16 protein-coding genes are annotated in these 22,486 nt (G+C 67.0%); 1 reads left to right on the forward strand and 15 read right to left on the reverse strand.

Annotated features, from left to right (window positions below):
• Positions 1-57: 57 nt before the first annotated feature.
• The 14 genes from VFQ05_15685 to VFQ05_15750 all read right to left on the reverse strand — a co-directional run bounded on the left by VFQ05_15685 (position 58) and on the right by VFQ05_15750 (position 21,193).
• On the reverse strand, positions 58-2,613 hold the full coding sequence (locus VFQ05_15685) for a hypothetical protein (protein ID HET9328208.1): 2,556 nt from the start codon (positions 2,611-2,613) through the stop codon (positions 58-60).
• Positions 2,610-4,685 (reverse strand): hypothetical protein, encoded by a 2,076-nt coding sequence (locus tag VFQ05_15690; protein HET9328209.1) that lies wholly within the window; start codon positions 4,683-4,685, stop codon positions 2,610-2,612. The genes VFQ05_15685 and VFQ05_15690 overlap by 4 nt, the downstream gene beginning before the upstream one ends.
• Before the next feature lie 407 nt (positions 4,686-5,092).
• The gene (locus tag VFQ05_15695) at positions 5,093-9,721 is read right to left on the reverse strand and encodes a FlgD immunoglobulin-like domain containing protein (GenBank protein HET9328210.1); all 4,629 of its coding nucleotides are present in this window, start codon (positions 9,719-9,721) and stop codon (positions 5,093-5,095) included.
• 339 nt (positions 9,722-10,060) lie between these two features.
• Positions 10,061-11,347, reverse strand: coding sequence for an ABC transporter ATP-binding protein (locus VFQ05_15700; GenBank protein ID HET9328211.1), 1,287 nt, complete (start codon positions 11,345-11,347; stop codon positions 10,061-10,063).
• Between the two features lie 53 nt (positions 11,348-11,400).
• Positions 11,401-12,591: a nickel pincer cofactor biosynthesis protein LarC gene (gene larC / locus VFQ05_15705; protein HET9328212.1), complete on the reverse strand. Its 1,191-nt coding sequence runs from the start codon at positions 12,589-12,591 to the stop codon at positions 11,401-11,403.
• Complete coding sequence (gene larB / locus VFQ05_15710) at positions 12,588-13,349, reverse strand: nickel pincer cofactor biosynthesis protein LarB (protein ID HET9328213.1); 762 nt, start codon at positions 13,347-13,349, stop codon at positions 12,588-12,590. The genes larC and larB overlap by 4 nt, the downstream gene beginning before the upstream one ends.
• The gene (gene dusB, locus VFQ05_15715; GenBank protein HET9328214.1) at positions 13,336-14,394 is read right to left on the reverse strand and encodes a tRNA dihydrouridine synthase DusB; all 1,059 of its coding nucleotides are present in this window, start codon (positions 14,392-14,394) and stop codon (positions 13,336-13,338) included. Before dusB ends, larB begins: the two co-directional genes overlap by 14 nt.
• Positions 14,391-15,032, reverse strand: coding sequence for a haloacid dehalogenase-like hydrolase (locus VFQ05_15720; protein HET9328215.1), 642 nt, complete (start codon positions 15,030-15,032; stop codon positions 14,391-14,393). The genes dusB and VFQ05_15720 overlap by 4 nt, the downstream gene beginning before the upstream one ends.
• A gap of 5 nt (positions 15,033-15,037) precedes the next feature.
• Positions 15,038-16,633, reverse strand: a complete 1,596-nt coding sequence (locus VFQ05_15725) for a S41 family peptidase (GenBank protein HET9328216.1) — start codon at positions 16,631-16,633, stop codon at positions 15,038-15,040.
• Positions 16,634-16,673: 40 nt separating this feature from the next.
• On the reverse strand, positions 16,674-17,324 hold the full coding sequence (gene tmk, locus VFQ05_15730) for a dTMP kinase (GenBank protein ID HET9328217.1): 651 nt from the start codon (positions 17,322-17,324) through the stop codon (positions 16,674-16,676).
• A gap of 7 nt (positions 17,325-17,331) precedes the next feature.
• Positions 17,332-18,588 (reverse strand): inositol-3-phosphate synthase, encoded by a 1,257-nt coding sequence (locus tag VFQ05_15735; GenBank protein ID HET9328218.1) that lies wholly within the window; start codon positions 18,586-18,588, stop codon positions 17,332-17,334.
• A 14-nt stretch (positions 18,589-18,602) separates the two neighbouring features.
• A complete protein-coding gene (locus tag VFQ05_15740; protein HET9328219.1) occupies positions 18,603-19,325 on the reverse strand; it encodes a CDP-alcohol phosphatidyltransferase family protein in 723 nt (240 codons plus the stop codon).
• Complete coding sequence (gene rsmI / locus VFQ05_15745; GenBank protein ID HET9328220.1) at positions 19,322-20,005, reverse strand: 16S rRNA (cytidine(1402)-2'-O)-methyltransferase; 684 nt, start codon at positions 20,003-20,005, stop codon at positions 19,322-19,324. The genes VFQ05_15740 and rsmI overlap by 4 nt, the downstream gene beginning before the upstream one ends.
• Positions 20,006-20,137: 132 nt before the next feature.
• The gene (locus tag VFQ05_15750; GenBank protein ID HET9328221.1) at positions 20,138-21,193 is read right to left on the reverse strand and encodes a GntG family PLP-dependent aldolase; all 1,056 of its coding nucleotides are present in this window, start codon (positions 21,191-21,193) and stop codon (positions 20,138-20,140) included.
• A 240-nt stretch (positions 21,194-21,433) separates the two neighbouring features.
• On the opposite strand from VFQ05_15750, the gene VFQ05_15755 reads away from it, so the two are divergent.
• Entirely contained in the window at positions 21,434-22,123 is a 690-nt protein-coding gene (locus VFQ05_15755) for a zinc metallopeptidase (protein HET9328222.1), read from the forward strand.
• Between the two features lie 58 nt (positions 22,124-22,181).
• Here the strand turns inward: VFQ05_15755 and VFQ05_15760 are convergent, their stop codons facing one another.
• Positions 22,182-22,460 (reverse strand): HU family DNA-binding protein, encoded by a 279-nt coding sequence (locus tag VFQ05_15760; GenBank protein HET9328223.1) that lies wholly within the window; start codon positions 22,458-22,460, stop codon positions 22,182-22,184.
• Positions 22,461-22,486: the final 26 nt, after the last annotated feature.

Consider the following 22,486-nt stretch of genomic DNA (forward strand, 5'->3'; position numbering starts at 1 on the left):
CGGCCGTGTGGGCCGGCGCCTTGGCGAACGGGAGGCTGGCGGGCGCGCGTGAGCCGGTCATCGGCGGAGCGGCGCCGCGGCCGTTCTGGACTTCGCGATCGGAGTCGCCGTCGTGGTCCCTGCCGCGCTCACCGCACGGGCCGGGACCGGCCCGTTGAGCCCGCGCGCACCCGCCGGCGGGGGCGGGAACCCGAAGATCTCCTGCATCACGAAGTCGACCAGCTCGATCACCTGCCTGCGCTGGAAGTACCAGAGCGGGAAGCCGCTGAACACCATCTGGGGCGTCTGCCTCCCATGGTAATAGGTCATCACCGGCAGCTGCGCGGGCATCGAGCCCCCGATCGCGGCGTAGAGCGTATCGAGCGTCGACTCTTCACGGAAGACGTTGGGATCCTGATCCATGTCCTCCCAGATGAAGTTGGGGGGCGATGATTGCCCCGCGACGCGGCCGATGTACTCCGCCGGATAGCTGGATACGAGGTAGAACGAATTGCAGAACCTCTGCGACGGCGGCGGGTCCGACAAACACGTCCGAGGGCTCAGCACCGACATGCTGACGCGCGGGTTGTTCACCAGCCTGCCGTAGTTGGGCATGCCGAGGTCAGCGTCCATCCCGTGGCCCGACCAGTTCCGACCGATCGAGTAGGTCGAGCCCCACTCGGGAGGCGACCAGTCCGGAGTATTGATCAGCGCCTGGCGCGCGGGCGCGATGGCGACCGATGACTGCCAATGCGCGAAGTCGAACATGAAGCGCCCAGGAACCAGCTCGAGATCGATGTTGGTCCAGTCGTTCGGCGGCGTGTTACGCCGTCCCCAGTTGATCATGGTCGCGTACACCGCGCCTCCGCCGAACATCCACACCTTGCCCCCCTGCTTGAGGTAGGTCGAGATCGTCGACGGCTGCCCCGGCTGGCTCATGAAACGCAGTGAGGTGGTGGGGGCGAACAGCTCCAGGGGTGATCCCGTGTAGGTGGCGCCGGTGTCGTCGGTATACCAGATGACGACCTTGTAGCGTCCCAGACGGGCGAGCGGAACGATCCCCGAGAGGATCCCGCGCGTGGTCAGCGTGTCCTGGGGATCGAACGGATACCCGTTGAAGATCCCCGGCGTGCTGAGCGTTGGAGTGGGAGCCGGAAGACCATCAGGACTGCCGGGGTACCCCCTCCATGGATATCCGCCCCTGGCGAAGAAGAACGTGTCCAGCTCCGCGGACGTCGGCCAGGTGCCGCGCGGCGGCTCGTAGGTGTTCGTCGTCGGACTCTTCGCGTCGGGCGACAGACGCGTGTCATCGACGAACAGGAGTGGTTTGTCGAGCGTGGCCCGCACGACGGTGAACCGCACGATGCCGAGGCTTCGGAGGCCGTTGTTGTCCTCGGCTTCGATGAAGAAGAGGTGGTCGGGTGAAGGCTCGATGTCGAAAGGCCCCACGCAGGCGGTGATCGTGTTGAGGCTGTAGGCGCTCCAGTGGTACCAGTCCTTGAGCTCATCGGTTCTCGGCGTCTCGTCGGTCAGGTCCTGGAGGTCGAGCACCCAGCGATATCGGCGGATGTTCGCGCCCTCGGGTGGAATCGCGAACCAGTAGATGCAGAACTGCTGTCCCTCCGGGACCTCGACGTTCACGTAGCGGCTGGGGTCGTTGGCGTAGCCGCCGGTGTCGTAGCAGTAGTTGAAGAACTCGTTGCCCATGCAGATCTGGGGACCGAGCGTGCCGGCGTACGTGACCGCGAAGCGCAACACGTTCGACCCGCGCACGAAGTTCGGGTCGTAGGCGCCGGCTTCGTCGAATCCCGTCACGGCGAAGAGGTAGAGCTGGTCCGGAACCAGGTTGGTGTACTGGACCTCGGTGGTGTCCGCGCTGCTCGAGTCCCACACGGTGCAGGTCGGACACTTCTCGGATGGCCCGAACGTCGGCGCATACATCCAGCGCAGGAAGCGGGGCTCCGACCAGACGTGAGCGACGAAGTCCTCGATCTCCGGGAAGTCCGGGTTCTTCTTGCCGAACAGCCGGTAGCGGTACTTCACCGGCTTGGCCGTGAACTGGCCGTCCGGATCGATGCCGCGCCAGGCGATGCGCACCACCGGAGTGACGATGGGCGTGAATACGGAGTTGGGAGAAGGCGACTCGATGAACACCTGGGGGGCCACGGTGTACGAGAAGAACGTGCGCCACACGGGCGTCGAGAGGGCGCCCTTGTCGTCGACGGCGGCGATGGCGAAGGTGTGGAAGTCGGTGGCGTTGAGGTAGTCCGATGCCGCCGACTCCGGCGTCGTCGCGCGGAAGAAGATGATCTCCTCGTTCTTGTTCGTGGGAGACCAGATCGGCAGTCCTTGGTCGTTCTTGAGCGCGAGTTCGACGCTGTCCGGCCTCGGTGGGTCGACCGAGATGACGAAGTGATCCACGCGACCGTCCGGATCGTAGCCCACCCAGTTCATGCGGTAGGCATAGAAGTACGGATCCGAAGAGCTGGCCCGGATCGGCGCCTGGGTGAGGCGGACCTCCGGCGGCAGGTTGTCGCGGAAGACCGTGTCCACCGACTTCGAACACCCCGCGGCACCCAGGGCTGAAAGCCCCAGGACCACCTGGTACGTCAGGGTCCAGAGCTTGTTCTTCATGGCTTCGCTCCTACTGGGTGTAGCTCGTCTGAACCCGGTCGGCTCGTATCGAGAGAAGAGGATTGGGTGGACCCCGCCTTCGCGTAATAGATGGGGATCCGCAACGTCACGCACCGTCCCGTCCCCGGGACCTCTTCGCACTGCTCGCAATCGCACAGCTCGATCTCGAGCGTACAAGGCCCCCCGGCGAGGAAGGATGGCACGAGCAGAGTGATGTTCTGTTGATTCACGTAGGCGTGGTTGTCCACGAAGGTCAGGGGAGCGCCCTGGAGGTCCTGGCCGATGACCTTCAGTTTCGTCCGTAACATGATGTTGGGGCTCGGGCCGCCGGGCGGCGTGTTGCTTCCGGGCAGAAACGGGTCGGTGTCTCCGGCGATGATGCGCAGATCCCAGAGGAGCGAGGTGAAGGTATCGACGACCGCCGTGCGGGGCCGGAACAAGGGATGCCCGGTCTCGAAGTACGGCGGCTTATCGACGTAGAAGGCCATGACCAGAGGGCGGAGAGCCTGCTCTGCCGGAGTTGCCGTGCCGTTCTCGACCCGGGTCACGAGGTCGCGTCCATCCGTCACTCTTCGGTCACGATCTCCGTCGGCATCCTCCGCCTGCATGACGACGAAGGCCCGACCCGCCTGGAAGATCGGATGATAACCCGCGATCCGCTGAAGGTTGAATACATCGTTGGGGTCGTAGATCGGGTAGAGCCCGCTCAAGGCGGTACGGCTGGGCTGATTCCCGGGCGTCAGCGACATGGTCACGACCGACTTGAAGCCGATGGGTGAGCCGTTGGCGGGCCCGGGCACCAGAACCGGCCCGTCCTGGGCGATGAACTCCGGGAACTTGTAGTTCCCATCATCGTCCTTGTCCCGCATGATCGGATTCACCTTCACCGCGTATCTCGAATCCTTGTCGTAGCCGCCCCCATGGATCACCAGCCACGAGTTGAGGTGGACCGTGTCCCCCTCTTGCCGGACCCAGACCGTGTCCTTCCAGATCTCCAGGAACGTCCGCCGGCTCGTCCGAGATGCCGGGAGGATGAAGGTCGAGTCCTGGCTCATCAGACTGCCCTGGATCGGCCCCTGCAAATGGCCGCCGAAGAGCGTCGTGTAGCGCTCGCCGTTGGGCTTGCTGAAGAACGAGGGACTGTTGCGATCGGGCCCGGACCACCAGGTGTCCGGCGAGTAATTGAGCTGGAAGCGGCGCGTGCTGTCCCGTGTGCCGAACGCCTGATCGACCGCGCGCAGCACGAAGATCTTCCGGCCTGGCGCCGGGGGGATGGTGTCGCTGGGCGGGATTCCGTCGTTGTAGGTGACCTCGGTGACCTCGGGGCCGACCTCGATGAACCGGGGCTCATCGAGCTTGTAGCGAAAGCCCGTGACCACCGTCTGCGCGATCTGGACCTCGCCATGCCACTTGATGCGGATGGTCGAGCGTGCGGGACAGGTGTCTCGCGGCGTCGGATTCTGAATGTTGTCCACGTCGGTGACGTATACGGTGTCCGCTCTGGCGGTCACGCCGCCCCCCGGGCTGGGGATGTAGATGGTGCCGACGCAGCGGCACTCCTCGATCACCGGGATGGGCGGGAAGCGATCCTGCGAATTGAAGATGAACCGCGCGGGTGTGGGGTCGGGCTTTCCGAGGTTGTCCACCGAGTAGATGTAGAAGGCGTGCTGGCGGTCGGGGATGTCCTCGGCGACGTTGAAGATGAAGAAACTGTCGGTCTTGGTCGTGAAGTGGTAGTCCTGCGGCTTCGGACCCGGGAGCTGCGGAAGGAAGGGCTGACCGGGCAATGGCCTGGGAATCGTCTCCACGACGGCCCAATAGAATCCGGAAACCGCGCCGTCCCTGTCGGATCCCGCCCAATAGACATGGAAGCGGACCGGGATCGTTCCCGGGAACGGGAAACCGATGATCTCCCCGCGCTCATTCTTGACCGTGATGGTGTCCGACGGTGCCGCGGTGATCCAGGTTTCCGGGGCTTGGTTTCTGTCGATGTTCGGGGTCAGCGGACTCCTGCATCCGATTCCCACATATGCCAGCAATAGAAAAAGAACAACCCCGACACGCAAGCGCATCAGCGCCCTCCAAAGCCCAGTCTTGTAAAGGGAGTGCTCGAAGGCTATCCGGGCTACAGAGCTCCGTCAAGCCTCAAATGCCCCAATTGGCGGGGTTTGGAGAGGGCTGCGAGGCAGCAGGGTTGCCCTGAACCGCCGGGTTGCCCTGAACCACCGGGTTGCGTTTCGGACTCGCGTCGCCTCCGCATCCTGCTCCGGCGCGCCCCCCTCTCGACGGGCGACCGGGTTGCCCGAACCGCCTGGTTGCGGTGAAGGACCGTCCGCAGACGGCCGCAGCCAGGGATGGCGGAGGCCGGGCTCCAGCAACCGGGCGTTCAGGCCATCCTGTCGAGGCTTGGCAGACGCCATAAAACGCCGATGGGCGGGGATTGCTCCCCGCCCATCGAACGTTACTCGACTGAAGGTGCTTAGTTCGCCAGCACCGCCAGCTTCTTCTGGCTCGTCCAGGACGAAGTCTTGAGCTGGTAGAAGTACACACCGCTCTTGACCTTCGCGCCCGCGTCACTCGTCCCATCCCAGACCACCACGTGCTCGACACCGGCGGTGAAGTTGCGATCAGCCAACGTCTTCACCACACGACCGGTCACGTCGTAGATCTTGATGTTGACCTTGTCGGCCTTCGACAGCCCGAACGCGATTCGGGCCTGGCCGGAGTGCATCGGGTTGCTGGACTTCAGGTTCATGTACGACAGGAACGCGGAGCCATTGCCGTTCTCATTGCCATCGCCCACACCAACGGGCGCGCCCTGAGGTCCGCAGAACCCACCGGCCACGATCGTCAGAGCCTTGAAGATGTAGGCCCTGAGTCCCGCGTTGCTGACCGGCAGAATCGGAGCGCCGCTCGTCGCGCTGTAGGTAATGATGCCGCCGATACGCTGGATACGCGAGCCATCCAGATACGAGATGTGCTCACGGGCACCTGCGTTCGGGGCGTAGACCGACGCGACGTACGGGCCGGATGCACCCACGTTCTCGTGCAGGACCTGAGCCGCTGCGGTCGGAACCGCGGCGTTCACGTTCAGCACGTCGTTTTCGAGACCGCAGCCGTCGCTGAGGCCGAACTTCATGCCGGAGAGGCCGAAGCCAGCACCCGCGACGTCGAGGGCCGAACCAGACACCGGATCATAGTTCGCCACCTGCTTCGGGTTGCTCGAGAAGGTCCGGTAGACAGGGCTTCTGAGGCTGGCACCGAAGTACGCGCTCAGGAATCCCGCGCCGCCGGTCGGACCGCCCGGATTCGACAGGTCTTCGCAGAAGCCGGCGCCGATGACGAACACCGAGCGAGGCTTCGCGGTCCCCGTGGGGATCGCCGCGAAGTCGTTCAGCATTGCCATGTCGTCGTCGGTACGGTTCGGAATACGACCGAAGAAGCTGGTCGTGATCGAGCCCGTCAGGAAGACCATCGTCCGGTACCAGTTCCGCAGCATGTCGCCGGTGGGACCGGTACGGGCACCCTTGCCTGTGATGAGCTCGCCGGCAAGAGGCTGGAACGCGGAGCGATTCGAAAGCCAGGCGGCGCCCGTCGTCTGCGACTCGCCAGCGGTGGTGTTCCACAGATCCCAGTACGACCCCGGCTGTCCGCCGTTGTCGCGACGGGCGATCGAGTCGTCGCTGCCGATGCTGCCGTCGTCGGCGTTCAGGATGACGCCCTGATCGCCGCGAGCACGCCACCCGTTGTGGGCGCCGCGCTTGTTGGCATTGGTGAGACCGATCGAGTCCGCGACCGAGACGAAGAAGAACTCGTCGAAGGTGCGGTCATGAACGTCGTCCACCAGCATGCACGCCATGCCCACGCCACCCACGCCCCAGGCCGCATCCTTCCAGCGGTCCGGAAGCACGCTGAAGTGGTACCAGCGCGCCGCGTCGGCGAAAGCGTTGAACACGAAGTTCGTGTCAGGCAGGTAGTCCACCGGAGCCGAAGCGCCCGGCGAACGGCGGAAGAAGTACTGCACGTGGGCGCCAGGCGTCAGCAACCCATCCGGAATGATCTTGGTGTATTCGTACGTCCGGCCCGGCGGCAAGCCGTTCTCGGAAGGCGATACGCCCGAAGTGAGGTCAGACGTCCACAGCGGCGGATACGCCGAGAAGGACGTCGCGCCGCAGATCATGTTGCACGTCGCGGCAGACGACGTGCTGGCGCAGCCCGTGCCGCGGCCCAGCGAAGGATCCACCACGAAGCAGCGGTTCTTCGCCTGACCGAGGACCGTGTACTTGGGATCCAGCTCGTGGTAGTTCGACACCCACTGGCCAGCGTCGAGCACAGGGAGATTCGTTCCCAGGTTCAAGCACGGGAACAGGTTCGACTCGAGCGTGTCCATGCGGGCGCTGTTCCACTTGTTCGGATCCCAGTTGTTGCCGTTCAGATGACCAGGACCCGACACGCCGTTGCCGCCCGTTCCGAACGCGCCGTTGTTCGCCATGTAAGCCCCAAAGAACTTCTGGGTGGCGGTCAGCGCGCCGTTGCCAGGATCGGCCACGGTTGCCGCGGCCGTGCTGGTCGGGATGCGACGGATGCCGCTGTTCCGGTTACCGATCGTCACGTAGTTGCCGACACCCGGAAGGATGCGGAACACGAGGTCGACGCGGATATTGGGCACCACACCGGTCTGCACCCAGCACGAGTCGCCCTGGATCGAGGGCCTGGTGAGACCGATGTTCGCAACGTGAGCATTGAAGCCGCTCTTCACGTGCGCCGCACAGGTGTCGAAGTTCGTACTCGTGAAGTTCGTCGTGCTCGTCGCCGGGAAGGCGTCCGAGTACTTGTACCACGGTGACACCGCGAGTCCAGCCGGCGGCGGCACGTCGATCAGAGCGAAGCTCAGGTTGTCGACGTGGTTGCCGGTGAGAACGTTCGGCGACACCGGTGAGCACGTGTTCGCGTCGTGCGAGAAAGTGAAGCAGCGCGACAGGAACTGGAAGTAGACACGAATCGAGTCCGGAATGCCGTTGGCGTTGGTCGAAAGGATCAGACCACCGGTCTTCGGCGAGAAGGCCGTGGTGAGGCACGCGTTCACCGACTGGAAGAAGATCGTCAGCGCGTGGCGAGTCTCACCCCAGACCGTCAGACCGTTCCTCTGGCGGGCCGGATAGGCCTGCATACCGATCGAGAAGAAGTTGCCGTTCACGTTCCCGCGGAACCCTGGGCTGTGGTAGTCCCACGCCAGGATCCAGTCGGTCGCGTCGGCAATCTCAGAGTCGATACCCTGGCCGTTGTAGTCCCCCGGGCCATTCGACTTGAGATTGATGGTCGGCGAAGCCACCCAACGAGCGCGGTCCTGAGACGGACCACCGAACAGACCGCCTGGCTTCTCCTGGTTGTCGTGGTCGCCGCCGGTCAGCACGTTGCTGATCATGTTGCACTGCCGGTTGGCAGCGGAAGGATCAGCGAAGTTCGGCGTGCTGCACGGGTCGTTCCAAGGAGCCGCCTGGCTGCCGAGGCTCGGGTCGACGCTGTGCACGTGGGCGTAGATGCCCGGCGGCTTGCCCGTGGACTTCCAGGCGAGCGTCGCCGGCGTCCCCGTGCTGTTGTCGACGGAGTTGGCGTTCTCGAAATCACCGAAGTCGACGAGGTTGCCGCCGCCCTGGGTGATGTTGACGTTGTCGATGATGGCCGCGCCGCGGGTGCCCGACGTGAAGCCGGCGGCTGCGCCGTAGTCTTCGTCGTCGTTGCCGCGGTTGGTCTTGACGCGGAACACGACACGCACCGTGCTCCCCGCCGCGCCGGCGCCGATCGCCGTGAGCTGCGCGTTCGTGATGTTCACGTTCGCGTGCGCCGGGGTGATCGTGCCGTCCGCCGCCATGGTGCCGGTCACGCCGGCCACGGAGGCGATCTGGATCATCTGGGTCAGGCCGCCGGAGTTGTCCAGACGGAGGACCTCGGAGAACCAGCGACGCTGCGGGTCATAGACCGGAGCGATCGAAAGGTCCGCGAACCGGCAGTTGGCATCGTCCACCGGACGACCGATGTACACCATGAAGGAGTCCACCGGACCGCCTTGCGTCGCTTCCGCGTCGGTCGCGCTGATGAAGTTGCCGTCGTTGGCCGCGACGGTCTTCGTCGGGTCCTTGTAGAAGTAGCCGATGCGCTGCTGGGCCGTTCCACCACGGACGCGCGACATGGCGGTCGCGTAGTCGAACTGCACGTTCACCGTACCGGTGTTCGGCAGGACGATGTCCTGGTAGAGCATCTGGTCCCACTGCGAACCGTAACCGGGGAAGTTCTGGTCGGTTCCCGTGATGGACTGGGAGCCTTGCTGGAAGTACGAATTATTCCCGCGGTACGAGACGATCGTCTGGTTGAAGGCATTTCCGGTGATCGGGTCGACGTGGGTCATGTCGCCCTGGCCACGGAGACCGCACCAGGCCGATGCACCACCGCCGATCGGCTTCCATTCGACGTCCGGACCAGGAACCACGGCGCCCGTGTCCGCCAGGCCGGGAATGTTGTTGCCGACGTCCCGGTGCCAGTAACCCGTCACACCGAAGGTCCGCTTGGGCGAACCCTGGTTGATGACGTAGTTACCGAAGTTGCCGTAGTCGAGGCCATAGAACGGACGAACTCTGTCGTTCACGTTCACGGCATCGCCGCTCTGGAACGGGCGGGCGAGAGGCCACCAGCCCATGAGTGAATCGTCCTCAGCGGGCCGGGCCGGGAAGCTCCCCTGCGCCGGAGTCGCCGCACCGAAGTGATCGAAGTCCCAGACGCCGTTGTAGTGCGTTCCGGGTCCGATGCCGGGGCGGTAATCGCCGCGGCCGACGCGATAGGGTCCGTAGCCACCGGTTTGGATCGAGGCATTTCCAAGAACGTTTCCGTTCTTGTCGCGGGGACGCCACGTGGCGTCACCAATGTGGCCGATCCAGACCGTGTCCGGGTCGTTGACGTCGCTCGTGCGCAGCCGGCTGGCCTTGGAGACGAACTGCCGGTATTCCGGCATGCCGTTCGTCATCTCCTCGATGTCCGCAAGGACATCGGCCGCCGGCAGAGCGAACATCAGGACGCCGAGCAGTGCAAAAATCAACTGATACGGCTTCCTCATTTTGGACTTCCTCCACCCTCGCATCGGGGACATACGAGGTCTTCCGAGAAACCGCATGGCGTCGGATGACGCCACAAGGCACGTGTTGCGGTACCGCTGCGAGAATGCCTCGGGCCTTGTGTGCGAATCCTCCTTTCCGCTACCGGCGCAGCCGTTGGCAGAAGGCGACGCGGCAGAGCCCAACTTGCGTGATGTCTTTCCAATGTGGCGCCACAGATCGAAGCCGCTGCCAGCTTCGAACCGACAGCACCGCGGAACTGGAGGTGCTCTACAGGGGATACTTCAGGGGTGCACCAGATGCCCTAGTGGCTGACAATCTAGGGACTTCTGCCTCAGGTGTCAATGGGTTTTTAAGTCAATATGGGCACTTACGGGCTGTTTTCTCGAATTGAGATCGACGACTCGACCACCAAGGGACACCAACCAGTCGCAGTCCTGGGTCGCGATCAGCACCGGCCGAGATGCGGCGCGTCTGGCAATGAGACTACCGAGCAAGGCCTTGCGAGCGGGGTCCAGGCCGGCTGATGGCTCGTCCAGAGCGTAGAGGCAAGCGGGAGCGATCAGGGCCGACACGACCTCGAGCAATCTCTTCTCACCCGTCGACAGCGACCAGGTTCGCCGCGCCGACCATGACTCCAGGTCGATCCCCAGACCCTCGAGCGCCTTACCGGCGAGATCGACCGCCTCGGGGCGTGGAACCCCTCTCGCCACTGCCGCATAGACCACTTCGGACTCCGGGCTCTCCTCGAAGATCTGAAGCTCCGGATATTGAAGGGTGGTGATGGGTGGCGGATCGGTCGTAATCGACCATTTCGCTTCCACTTGAGGGATTGGCGAATGGCCGGACACGGCGCCGAGGATGACGCTCTTCCCGATCCCGTTTCGTCCGATGATTCCGGTGACTCCTCGCGCTGGAACGCTGATCTCGATCGCATGACTGATCGAGACCCGGGGTGCGTTCGAGGCTGGCTCCGGGGTGGGGCTCACCCGGATCCGGACGCTCTCGGCTCCGGCGGCGGGGGCCGGAGCGACTGGGGGCCGACCTGGAGGCGAAGGGCCCACCTCGATCGTACGGGTCGCCCGGTCCAGCTCCTCTTCGAGCTGGGTGACCCAGACCACCGCCATCCCCTCCGACGTCCTCCGGGCCACCTCGTCCAGGACTCGCCGCCTCGTCTCGGCATCGAGATGCGCGGTGGGCTCGTCGGCCAGGAGCAGCCGTGGCTCCGTGACCAGCGCGGCCCCGATGAGCACCCGCTGCTGCCACCCGGCGGAGAGCTTCGTGGGATCGGTCTCCAGCTCTTCATCGAGCCCGAGCCGTTCGGCCCAGCGCCGGACCCGGACGCTCACCTCGTCGCCAGCGACTCCCAGATTTCGGAGGCCAAAGGCCATCTCGTCGAAGACGGTGTGCTGGAGGATCTGGGTGCTCGGATCCTGGAGCACGATCCCCATGTCCGGGCGGAGGCCCCCCGGCTGACCGTCGAGGGACCTTCCCTCGAAAGTGATCTCCCCCTGGGTCGGCCATAATCCCGCGAGCCCCAGCAGCAGGCTGCTCTTGCCTCCGCCATTCCCCCCGGTGACGGCCACCCACTCACCGGCGGACACCGACAGGGAGAGGTTCTCGACCACGGGGCGCCTTGACCCAGGAGGGATCACGCTCAGTTCCCGGGCAACGAGAAGGCTCATTCCCGGCGGGAGCGCTCCCCCTCCTGCCACGCGCGAAGCGCCGCATCCGCCACCTCTCGCAGGGGACGACCCGCCTTCTCGGCCGCCGCCCGCACCGACTCGAATTCCGGCGCGGCGCGAGGGCCCTGCCCCGGGACGTCGGCGACCTTCACCGCGACCCGGCCGAATGGGGTGTCGACCTCGAGCGCGCGGCGCGCGAGCTCCAGTCGCTCGTCGAATCGGAAGCGGACGCCGAGCGAGCTGGTCTCGGTGAGGATCTGCCGGGCCAGCGCGTGCGCGCTCGCCGGCTCGGCGACGACCACCAGCCACACCCCGGGCCGCCCCTTCTTCATGGTGGTCGGGATCACCATCGCGTCGAGCGCGCCGTGCTCGAGCAGCCTCGGCACGAGCGCGGCGATGAACTGCGGGTTCTCGTCGTCGAGGGCGGTCTCGAGGACCGCCACTCGGCGCAGTCCGAGGCCGTTGGGCGCCTCGGCCTCACCGAGAAGGATGCGGAGCACGTTGGGCTGCTCCTTGAGGTCGCGTTGCCCCGCCCCGACGCCGATGCGATCGAGCCGGAAGCCGGGTGGAGGCTGCCAGTGCCGGACCAGCGTGGTGATCAGCGCGGCCCCGGTCGGCGTCACCAGCTCGGCCTCGATGTCGGGCATCTCGACCGGGGCGCCGCGCAGCAGGATCGCAGTCGCCGGAGCGGGGACCGGGATCAGTCCGTGCTCCGAGCGCACCGCTCCACGGCCGAGCCGGAGCGGCGACGCGTACACCTCGTCCACGCCGAGCGCCTTCAGCCCTTCGATCGCTCCGACGACGTCGATCAGCGCGTCCACCGCCCCGACCTCGTGGAAGTGAACCTTCTCGATCGTCTCGCCGTGGACCTCGGCCTCGGCTTCCGCGAGCCGGGTGAAGACTTCGACCGCCCGCTGGCGAACCCCGAGGTCGAGGTCGGCGGCGCCGAGCAGATCGCGGATGTGACGCAGGTGCCGGTGCGGCTGCTTTCCTTCGGCCCGGACCTGGACCTGGGTGGCGACGAAGGGTCCGCGCCTGGTCTCGGAGACCGTGATGCTCGCGCCGTCGAGCCGCATGCGCGCGGGCAGTGCTCTCAGCTGGTCGGCGCTCCAGCCCGCGGAGACCAAGGCGGCGAGCGTCATGTCCCCGCTGATCCCCGAGAAGCAGTCGAAGTAGGCGATCTTCACCGGCGCCCCCGGCCGCGGTTGATGAGGTGGGCTGCGTATCCGGCGCCGAAGCCGTTGTCCACGTTCACCACGGTGACCCCGGCCGCGCACGAATTGAGCATGGCGAGCAGCGGCGCCAGGCCGTCGAAGTGCGCACCGTAGCCGACGCTCGTGGGCACGGCGATCACGGGACGATCGGTGAGCCCCCCGACCACGCTCGGCAATGCTCCTTCAAGTCCCGCGACCACCACCAGCACTCGCGCACCGCGCAGCGCCCGGCGATGGGCCAGCAGCCGGTGGAGGCCCGCGACGCCGACGTCGGCGACCAGCTCGGCGCGGCTTCCCATGGCGCGCGCGGTGAGCAGGGCTTCCTCGGCGACCGGAAGATCCGCGGTGCCGGCGCACACCACGAGCACGCGGCCGACCGGGCGCGGCGGCCTCTTGCCATTGGGGACCACGACCACGCGGGCGCGCTCCGAGACTCGCGCGCGGGGAAACGCCGCCGACAACGCCGAACGGCCTTCCGCATCCACGCGGGTCGCGAGCACGACCGGATTGCGGCGCGAGAGCCGCGACACGATCGCGACCAGATCGTCCGGCCGCTTGCCCTGCCCGAAGACCACCTCCGGGAATCCCGCCCGCAGTCCGCGCTGATGGTCCACGGTCGCGGCGGCCAGCCGCTCGAGCGGCGCCTGGGCGATCTCGCGCGCGGCGTCGGCCGGCGTGATGGTTCCACGGCGCACGCGGCGCAGCAGGGACTCGAGCTCAGCCGGCCGCACGGAGCGACCCCAGATCGGGCGCGGTCTCTCCCGCGAACGCCGCGAGCCCTTCCTGCTCCAGCGTCTCCAGATAGACGGTGAGGAGCGCCGCGAGATCTTCGGCGTTCCGCGTCTGGTTCACCTGCTCGCGGACCTTGTGGCTGTGCGGAAGCCCTCGGACGTACCACGCCACGTGCTTGCGCATCTCCTTGGCCGCGACCAGTTCGCCGACGTCCGCGACCAGCAGCTCGAGGTGGCGGATGCCGGCCTCGAGCCGCTCCGCCGCGGTCGGGAGCGGGAGGATCTCGCCGCGCTCGTGGCGCGCGCGCACCCGGCGAAAGACCCAGGGGTCTCCGAAGGCGGCGCGGCCGAGCATCACCAGGTCGCAGCCCGTGGTTTCGAGCATGCGCTCCCCGTCCTCGGGTGTGCGCACGTCGCCGTTTCCGATCACCGGGATGCCGACCGCCTGCTTGGCGGCGGCGATCATCTCCCAGTGCGCCGCGCCTTCGAACTTCTCGGCCCGCGTGCGCGCGTGGATCGCCACGGCCTTGGCACCGCTCTGCTCGAGCGTCTTCGACACCTCCACCACGTTCTGCGAATTGCCATCCCATCCGAGCCGGATCTTCGCGGTGACCGGGACGCGGCTCACCTCCGCCATGCGCGCGACGATCGACGACAGCCGGGGCAGGTCGTTGAGCAGCGCGGCGCCCGCGCAGCGGTTGACCACCTTGCGGACCGGACACCCCATGTTGATGTCGATCAGATCGGGGCGCGCGGCCTCGGGAAGGTCACAGAGGATGCGCGTGGCCTCGGCCATCACGCCAGGGTCCGCACCAAAGAGCTGGATGCCCACCGGCCGCTCATGGGGCTCGAAGCGACAATAGTCGAGCGTCGCCTGGTTGTTGCGCGCCAGTCCGTCGGCGGACACCATCTCGGTGTAGACCGCCGAAGCACCCTGCTCCCGCGCCAGCTGGCGGAACGGTGAATCACTCACGCCGGCGAGCGGAGCCAGAACGAACGGCGAGTCGAATTCGATCTCTCCGATCGCGCGTGAGGTCCGGGTCATGCCGCCTCGGCTCGGGCGAGCGAGCGGAAATCGACAAAGGGGCTCGCCAGGACCCCCGCGCTCCGGCACCAGTCCCACAGCGAGGCCCGCGCGAACACCTGGTCGGCGGCGCGCGCCCCGCAGCGATCCGAGAGTCCATCGCCCACGAACACCACGCGGAAGCCGCGGGCGCGGTGCTCGCGAACGTACTGCGCCTTGCAGTTGCCGCAGCGCGTGCAGCCCGGATCGGCCCAGGGGAACTCCGGGATCATCGTCCGGCCCTCGAAGCGGGCATGGTTGGCGCGCCACGGCACATCCGAGAGCCCTGCGCGGGTGAGCTGATCGGCGACGTAGAAGTCGTACCCCTCGCTCGCCACCATGACCACGTCGCCGCGCTCGTGCACGGCGCGCACGAAACCGGCGAATCCCGGATCGATCCCATGTCCGCGCGAGAACTCCAGGGCCTCGTCGGCGCTCACGTCCATGCACCGGCACTCGATCTCGGTGAGCTCGCGGTGACCGATCTCGTCCGCCTTCCAGCGCGCGAGCGCGGCCGCGGCCTCTTTCCGGTCGGGGCGCGCGAAACGAAGGAACAGCGCGGCGCCGATGTCCGAAGGCGCGACGGTGCCGTCGAAGTCACAGAGATAAGCCGTGCGCATGGAGGTCAGCGGGTCGTCGAGCCGCTTCCCGACGACGCGGCGACCCGGAAGACCTCGCGGGCCGTGCGGGCTCGCGTCAGGATGTCGAGCGCCTGCTCGAACACCGGATCGCCTTCGAGCGCCACCTTCGCCGCGGCCGGATCGCCCGAGAGACGGCGCGCCAGCTCGCGATGGATCGAGCGCTCGAGCACGGGCCGCTCCGCCTGGATCTCGGCCGGGGTCGCGGGCACCTTCTCGGCCTCGAGGAAGGCGAGGAACGCCTTCCACTGCGCCTCGTTCGGCGCGGCGAGCTTGGCTCCGGGGTGCTGGTTGGTCCAGCGGTTCGCGAAACGGAACGAGAGGGAGCGGCTCTCCACCCGGCGCGTCAGCGGTGGCAGCGAGTCCGCCACCACCACCACGTCGGGAACGATGCCGCCACCGCCAAGGACCTTCCTGCCGGACGCCGTCTGATAGGCGCGCCGCGGGGCGGTATCCGCCGGCGAAGGCTGCGGCTCCAGGGCGTCCTCCTCATCGTTCTCGACTTCCAGCGAGGGACGCGAGGCCTGCGCCTTGTGGATCGAGCGTCCCGAAGGCGTGTAGTACTTGGCCGTCGTGAGCTTGAGCGCGGCGTTCTTGCCGCGCAGCGGGAACACGCTCTGCACCGAGCCCTTGCCGAAGGTGGTCTGCCCCACCACCAGCGCGCGATCCAGATCCTGAAGCGCGCCCGCCACGATCTCGGAGGCCGAGGCGCTTCCTTGATCCACCAGCACCACCATCGGCCAGTCGAGCTGGGGGCGGCGCTCGGAGGAGTAGTAGCGATTGTCCTGTCCCTTCGCGCGCCCGCGTGTGAACACCACCAGCGTATTGGGCTTCACGAGCTGTTCGACCACGTCCACCGCCTGATCCAGGAGTCCGCCGGGATTGGCGCGCAGATCGAGCACCAGCCGCGTGGCGCCCTGCAGCCGCAGGCGCTCCATCGCCGTCCGCATCTCCGCTCCCGAGTTCTCCGAGAAGTTCGCGAGCCGCAGATATCCGGTGTGATCCTCGGCCATGAACGAGTAGGGAACGCTCTTGGTGACGATGACCTGGCGCTGGATCGTGTACTCCTGCGCGTCCTCCTCGCCTTCGCGACGCACGGCGATCTTCACCGATGTGCCGGCCGGGCCGCGCAGGCGCGTCGCCACCTCGTCGACGGTGAGCCCCGCGCTGGAGGCGCCGTCGATCTTCACGATCACATCGCCGGGCCGCAGCCCGAGCGTCCATGCGGGACTTCCTTCGATCGGAGAGATCACCGTCGGATAGTTGTCACGCACGCTGACCACGATGCCAATCCCCCCGAAGCTGCCGTGGGTCGTGGCCTTGAGGTTGTCCCAGGACGACTCGTCGAGGTACTGCGAGTAGGGATCGAGGTCGTGGAGCATGCCCTTGATCGCGCCGTCGACCAGGACCTCGGGCTCGACCGTGTCGACGTAGGACTGCTCGACCTTCTGCAGGACCTCGATGAACCCGTCGACGTTGGCGTAGAGGTCCGAGGGGCCGGTGGCGCTGCTGCGCCCGACCCACCAGCCCACGGCGAACAGCGCGGCCAGCAGTCCGGCCAGGGCAAAATGTCGACGGATCAAGCATCCTCCTGGCGGCCGGGAATGGAAGCGAGGACCCCGACTATATCACGGGTTTTTCGGCCGGTTCACCGGGGCGCCGCAGGCGTTCCTCGATCATCGACCAGCAGCGGGACTCGATCGTGTCCGCGGGCAAGGAGGCATCCAGGATCACGAACCGCTCCGGAGCGCCGCGCGCGATCTCGAGGAACCCCTCCCGCACCCGGCGGTGGAAGTCGAGCGGCTCGCGGTCGATGCGATTGGACGCTCCGGCCGCGGCGCGACGCTGGATCCCATGGGTGGGGTCGATGTCGAAGAGCAGGGTGATGTCGGGGGCCCGGCCCCGTGTGGCCGCCGCGTTCCAGGAGCGCAGCAGCTCGAGATCGAGCCCGCGGCCATATCCCTGGTATGCGAGCGTGGAGTCGGCGTGGCGATCGCACAGCACGGTGCCGCCGGCGGCAAGCGCGGGGGCGATCACGCGGGCAAAGAGGTCGGCGCGCGCGGCCTCGATGAGCCCGGCTTCGGCGACGGGCTCGAGTGGCTCCTGGCGGTCGAGCAACAGCGCGCGCACGGCCTCGGCGAGGGGCGTGCCGCCCGGCTCGCGCGTGATCACCGGTTCGATTCCGCGCGCCCGCAGGCGCGCGGCGATGCGGACGAGCTGCGTGGACTTGCCCGAACCCTCGCCGCCTTCGAACGTGATGAATTGCCCAGCCATCAGCCGCTCAGCGCGAGCGGACCGCCTTGCGGCGCTTGCGCCTCTTGGCCGAGCCGCGCGAGCGCCGCTCGTCCGGACCGGCGGCGGGGTGGCCGTTCACCGAGGGCCCGGTCGAGCCGGCCTTCATCGGGCTCTCGCGCTTCACGGTCGGGGGCTTGTCGCGCAACAGGCGCTCGGTCCCGACCGGATCGGCGATGAAGCGCTCGGTCATCTCGAGCGCGCGATCGTCGGGGATCTGCACCGGCGGTGACTTCTTGAAGTAGCTCGACGGGGCGATCAGCGCTCCCTCGAGCCCATGGTCGAGGCCGATCTTGGCGCAGCGCACCGCGTCGATCACCACGCCGGCGGAGTTGGGCGAGTCCCACACCTCGAGCTTCATCTCGAGATTGAGCGGCACGTCTCCGAAGGTCGTCCCCTCCATCCGGATGTGGCACCACTTGCGGTCCTTGAGCCACGGGATGTAGTCGCTCGGCCCGACGTGCACGTCATCTTCGGCCATGCCGTAGGGAATGATGCTGGTGACCGCGCTGGTCTTGGAGATCTTCTTGGACTCGAGGCGTTCGCGCTCCAGCATGTTGAGGAAGTCGGTGTTGCCGCCGAAGTTGATCTGGTAGGTGCGGTCGATGCGCACGCCGCGATCCACGAAGAGCCGCGACAGCACCCGGTGCGTGATGGTGGCGCCGACCTGCGACTTGATGTCGTCACCGATCACAGGGAGCCCGCGCTTCTCGAAGCGCTGCTGCCAGTACTTCTCACGGGCGATGAACACGGGAATGCAATTGACGAAGGCGCAGCCCGCCTCGAGCACCTGCTCGACGTACCACTTCGTGGCCTCTTCCGAGCCCACCGGCAGGTAGTTCACCACCACGTCGGTCTTGGTCTCGCGGAGCAGGCGGACGATGTCGACCGTCGATCCGGGCGCCTTCTGGATGATCTTCGACAGGTACTTGCCCAGCCCGTCGTGCGTCATCCCGCGCTGCACGGTGATTCCGGAGCGCGGCGTCTTGGCGAACACGAAGGTGTTGTTCGGCCAGGTGACGATCGCCTCGGAAAGATCCTTGCCGACTTTGTTCTTGTCGATGTCGATGGCGGCGACGATCTCCACGTCGCGGATGTGGTAGCCGCCCAGATTGACGTGCATCAGGCCGGGAATGCGATCGCCTTCCTTGGCATTGCGGTAGTAATGGAGACCCTGGACGAACGACGAGGCGCAGTTCCCGACGCCGATGATCGCCACACGCACCTTGCCTTTGGCCTTCGCCATGCCTTCCGACCTCCTCATGAATCGAGACCCGCTCCGCGGGTGTTCTTCCAGATATAGACCACGCGCTGAATTGCGGTGGCGAACGATAGCAGCGCGAGCAGGATCAGCGCCGCCGACATCACCCGTCCGATCCCGAAGGCGCCGGCCACGATCAGCAGCACCATGCGCTCGGGGCGTTCGAACCAGCCAACCCGGCATTCGAGGCCGAGCCCCTCGGCGCGCGCCCGGGTGTAGGACACCATGAACGACCCCAGCATGGCCAGCACCGCGGTGAGCGACACCACGGCCCAGGTGCGAGGCTCGAGGCCCCGGGTGATCTCGGCCACGGCCTGAGAGGGGTCCATGGCCAGCTCGGTCAGGTGGACGAGATAGAAGCCGGAAATGCCCGCCAGCACGATGCCGTCCGAGAGCCGGTCGAGCGTGGAGTCGAGGAAAGCGCCGAAGCGCGAGCGGCGCCCCGAGCGCCGGGCCAGCTCCCCGTCCAGGATGTCGCACAGTCCGGAAACCGCCACCATCACGGCGCCGAAGCGGAAGTAGCCCTCGAAGAAGGCGAGGGCGGCCACCAGGCTCGCCAGCAGGCCCATGACCGTCATGCCATCCGCGCCCACACCGATACGCGCCAGCAAGCCGGTGAGCGGCTCGAGCGCCAGGTGGACGAGCTGCTTGAGCCGCTCCTTCAAAGGCGGCGCTTCGTCGGCGGCGACCGGGGTTCCGGGTCCCTGCGGGCCAGGAGTCACTCGGTGTCCTGTTCTCGCTCGCCGTGGCGGCCCCGTCCCGACAGCACCAGCACCATTTCACCGCGCCGCTTCTCGGACGTGAGCCGCGCCCGCACCTCGGTCGCCGCGCCGCGGATCACTTCCTCGAAGGTCTTCGTCAGCTCGCGGGCCAGCGCGATCATCCGGTCGCCCCAGATCGACTCGAGATCTTCGAGGGTCTTGTCGATGCGATGCGGCGCTTCGAACGCCACGACCGTCTCACGCCGGGTCGCGAGCTCTTCGAGGCGCCGCCTCCGCGCGCCCGGCTTGACCGGCAGGAACCCGGCGAACGTGAACGCGTCGGTCGGCAGTCCGCTGACCTGCAGCGCGGTGATCACGGCGCTCGCGCCGGGAACGCTCCGCACCTCGATGCCCGACTCGATCGCTGCGCGCACCAGCCGGTAGCCCGGATCGGCCACGCCGGGAGACCCGGCGTCGGTCACCACCGCGACCGAGTCGCCCGCCGTGAGGCGCTCGATCAGCGCGGGCACCCGGCGCTGCTCGTTGTGCTCGAACAGGCTCACGACCGGCGCCGACAGCCCAAAGTGGTCGAGCAGCCGGCGCGTTCGCCGCGTATCCTCGGCGGCCACGGCCTGCACCTCGCCCAGGGTGCGCAGCGCGCGCTGCGTGATGTCCTCGAGGTTTCCGATCGGCGTGGCCACCAGGTAGAGAATCCCCTCACCCGGGGCAGGATGGACGCGTGGGGCCGAAGCCTCCTGAGTCCGCGCGGGTGGTGCGGTTCGACGGCGTAAAGGACGGCGGAAGCTAGCACGCACCCTGGGCTCCGTCCACCGTCACGCCCGCGACGGGGCGAGCGCTTCCTCGACCACCGCCTGAAGCGCATCGGCGGCGCGCGCGATGCCCGTGTCGTCGACGTCCAGGTGCGTGGTCAGCCGCAGGCGGCGCTTGCCGTAGGGAAGCGTCTGGATGCCCCGCCGTTCGAGTCGCTCGTAGACGCTCGTGAGGTCGAGGGCCGGATGCTCGAAATCCACGAAGACGATGTTGGTCTCGGGCTCGCTCACCCGGATGCCGGGCAATGACGCGATGAGCGCAGCCAGGTCGCGCGCCCGGCGATGGTCGTCGGCCAGCCGGTCGAGGTGATGGTCGAGCGCATGGAGACAGGCCGCCGCGAGAATGCCCACCTGACGCATGCCCCCTCCCCAGCGCTTGCGCACCCGCCGTGCCTTGCGGATGGCGCCGGCCTCGCCGACGAGGATCGATCCGACCGGCGCGCCGAGCCCTTTGGAGAAGCACATCATCACGCTATCCGCCGTCGCGGCCCACTCGCGCATCGGGATCCCGGTGGCGACGCTGGCGTTCCACAGCCGGGCCCCGTCGAGGTGCACGCGGACACCCCGCTCGCGCGCCGCGGCCGCGAGGGCGCGCAGCGCCTCGAGCGGAACCACGGCGCCGCCGTGGCGGTTGTGGGTGTTCTCGGCGCACACCAGCGCGAGTCGCGCGACGTGATCGTCGCGATGGTCCTCGATCGCCGCGTCGAGCATCTCGGGCGTGATCGCGCCGCGCTTCGTGTCGGCGAGGCTCGCGAGGCAACCGCTGTTGGCGGCGAGCCCGCCCTGCTCGTAGTGGAAGATGTGGGACTCGCGCTCGATCAGGACCTGATCGCCGGGCTCGGTGTGCACCGCGATGCCGAGCTGATTGCCCATCGTGCCGCTCGGCACGAACACGGCGGCTTCCTTGCCGGTGAGATCCGCCACCCGCCGCTCGAGCTCGAGCACCGTGGGATCGTCGCCGATCACGTCGTCGCCGACGATCGCCTCCGCGATCGCGCGCCGCATCGCGGGCGTCGGCCGGGTGACGGTGTCGCTGCGCAGGTCCACCGTGGGATTCAAGGGACACACTCCATGGAATGTCGTCGCGCGGGCGCAGTGTAAGGGACAAGAGCCGTCGATGGTTCGCGGCTCGGGCGTCCAGTCTGACACAATCCTGACAAAACCACGGTGCAATCCGCGAAGTATCGGCTCACTCGCGCTGGCCTGAAACGCGGCGATTCCAGGAGCCGCGCGGCGCATCTCAAGGCGCGTCAGACCGAGCCGGCCCGTGGCGCGCCGGTCCTAGAGGAGGCTTCACCGATGTTCTACGACCCCACCTTCTTCCTGCTGATCCCGGCGATGATCTTCGCGTTCTGGGCGCAGTGGAAGGTCCAGTCCACCTACCAGCGTTTCTCCAAAGTCCAGGCGAGCAACGGCCGGACGGGCCGCGAGATCGCGCTCGGGATCATGGCGCGCAACGGCGTCACGGACGTGGCGGTCGAGGAAGTCGGGGGCATCCTGAGCGACCATTACGACCCGCGCGTCAAGAAGGTGCGGCTCTCCTCGCACAACTATCGCGACTCTTCGATCGCCTCGATCGCGGTCGCGGCGCACGAAGTCGGTCACGTGCTGCAGCACGCCCAGGGTTATGCCCCGCTCCAGTTCCGCACCCTGCTGGCCCCGGTCGCGGGTTTCGGCAGCATGCTGGCGTTTCCGCTGTTCCTGGTCGGGCTGTTCTTCAACATTCCCGGGATCTCGGGCACGTTGATGGACATCGGCATCTTCCTGTTCACCGGCGCGGTGCTGTTCTCTCTGGTGACCCTGCCGGTGGAGTTCGACGCCAGCAAGCGTGCGCTGGCGCAGCTCACCTCCTCGGGATCGGTGATGCCCGAAGAGATCGGCCAGGCGAAGAAGGTCCTCGATGCGGCGGCCCTCACCTATGTGGCGGCGGCCGGCATGGCGGCGATCCAGCTTCTGCGGCTGATCATGCTGAGGAACAGCCGGGACTAGTCAGGGAAGGCGCGCTAGGCGCTCGCGCAGCAGGTGATCGAAGTCGAGCTCGAGGGCTTCAGCCCTGCGAGACCATGTCCTTCAACTCTTTCGACACCTTGAACACCGGCACTTTGCGGGGCGGGACGGGAACGGCTTCGCCGGTGCGCGGGTTACGAGCGATTCGTGACTTGCGATCCTTCACTCGGAAAGTCCCGAACCCACGAATCTCGATGTGGTGGCCATTGGAAAGGGCGCGGGCGACGGCGTTCAGAAACGAGTCGACGGTCTCGGCGACGTCCTTCTTGGTGAGACCGGTCCGCTCCGCAATCTGATCCACAATGTCGGCTTTGGTCATCTCCACCTCCTGCCGGGACTTGTGGG

The organism is Candidatus Eisenbacteria bacterium (genome assembly GCA_035712145.1).
Taxonomy (GTDB): domain Bacteria; phylum Eisenbacteria; class RBG-16-71-46; order RBG-16-71-46; family RBG-16-71-46; genus DASTBI01.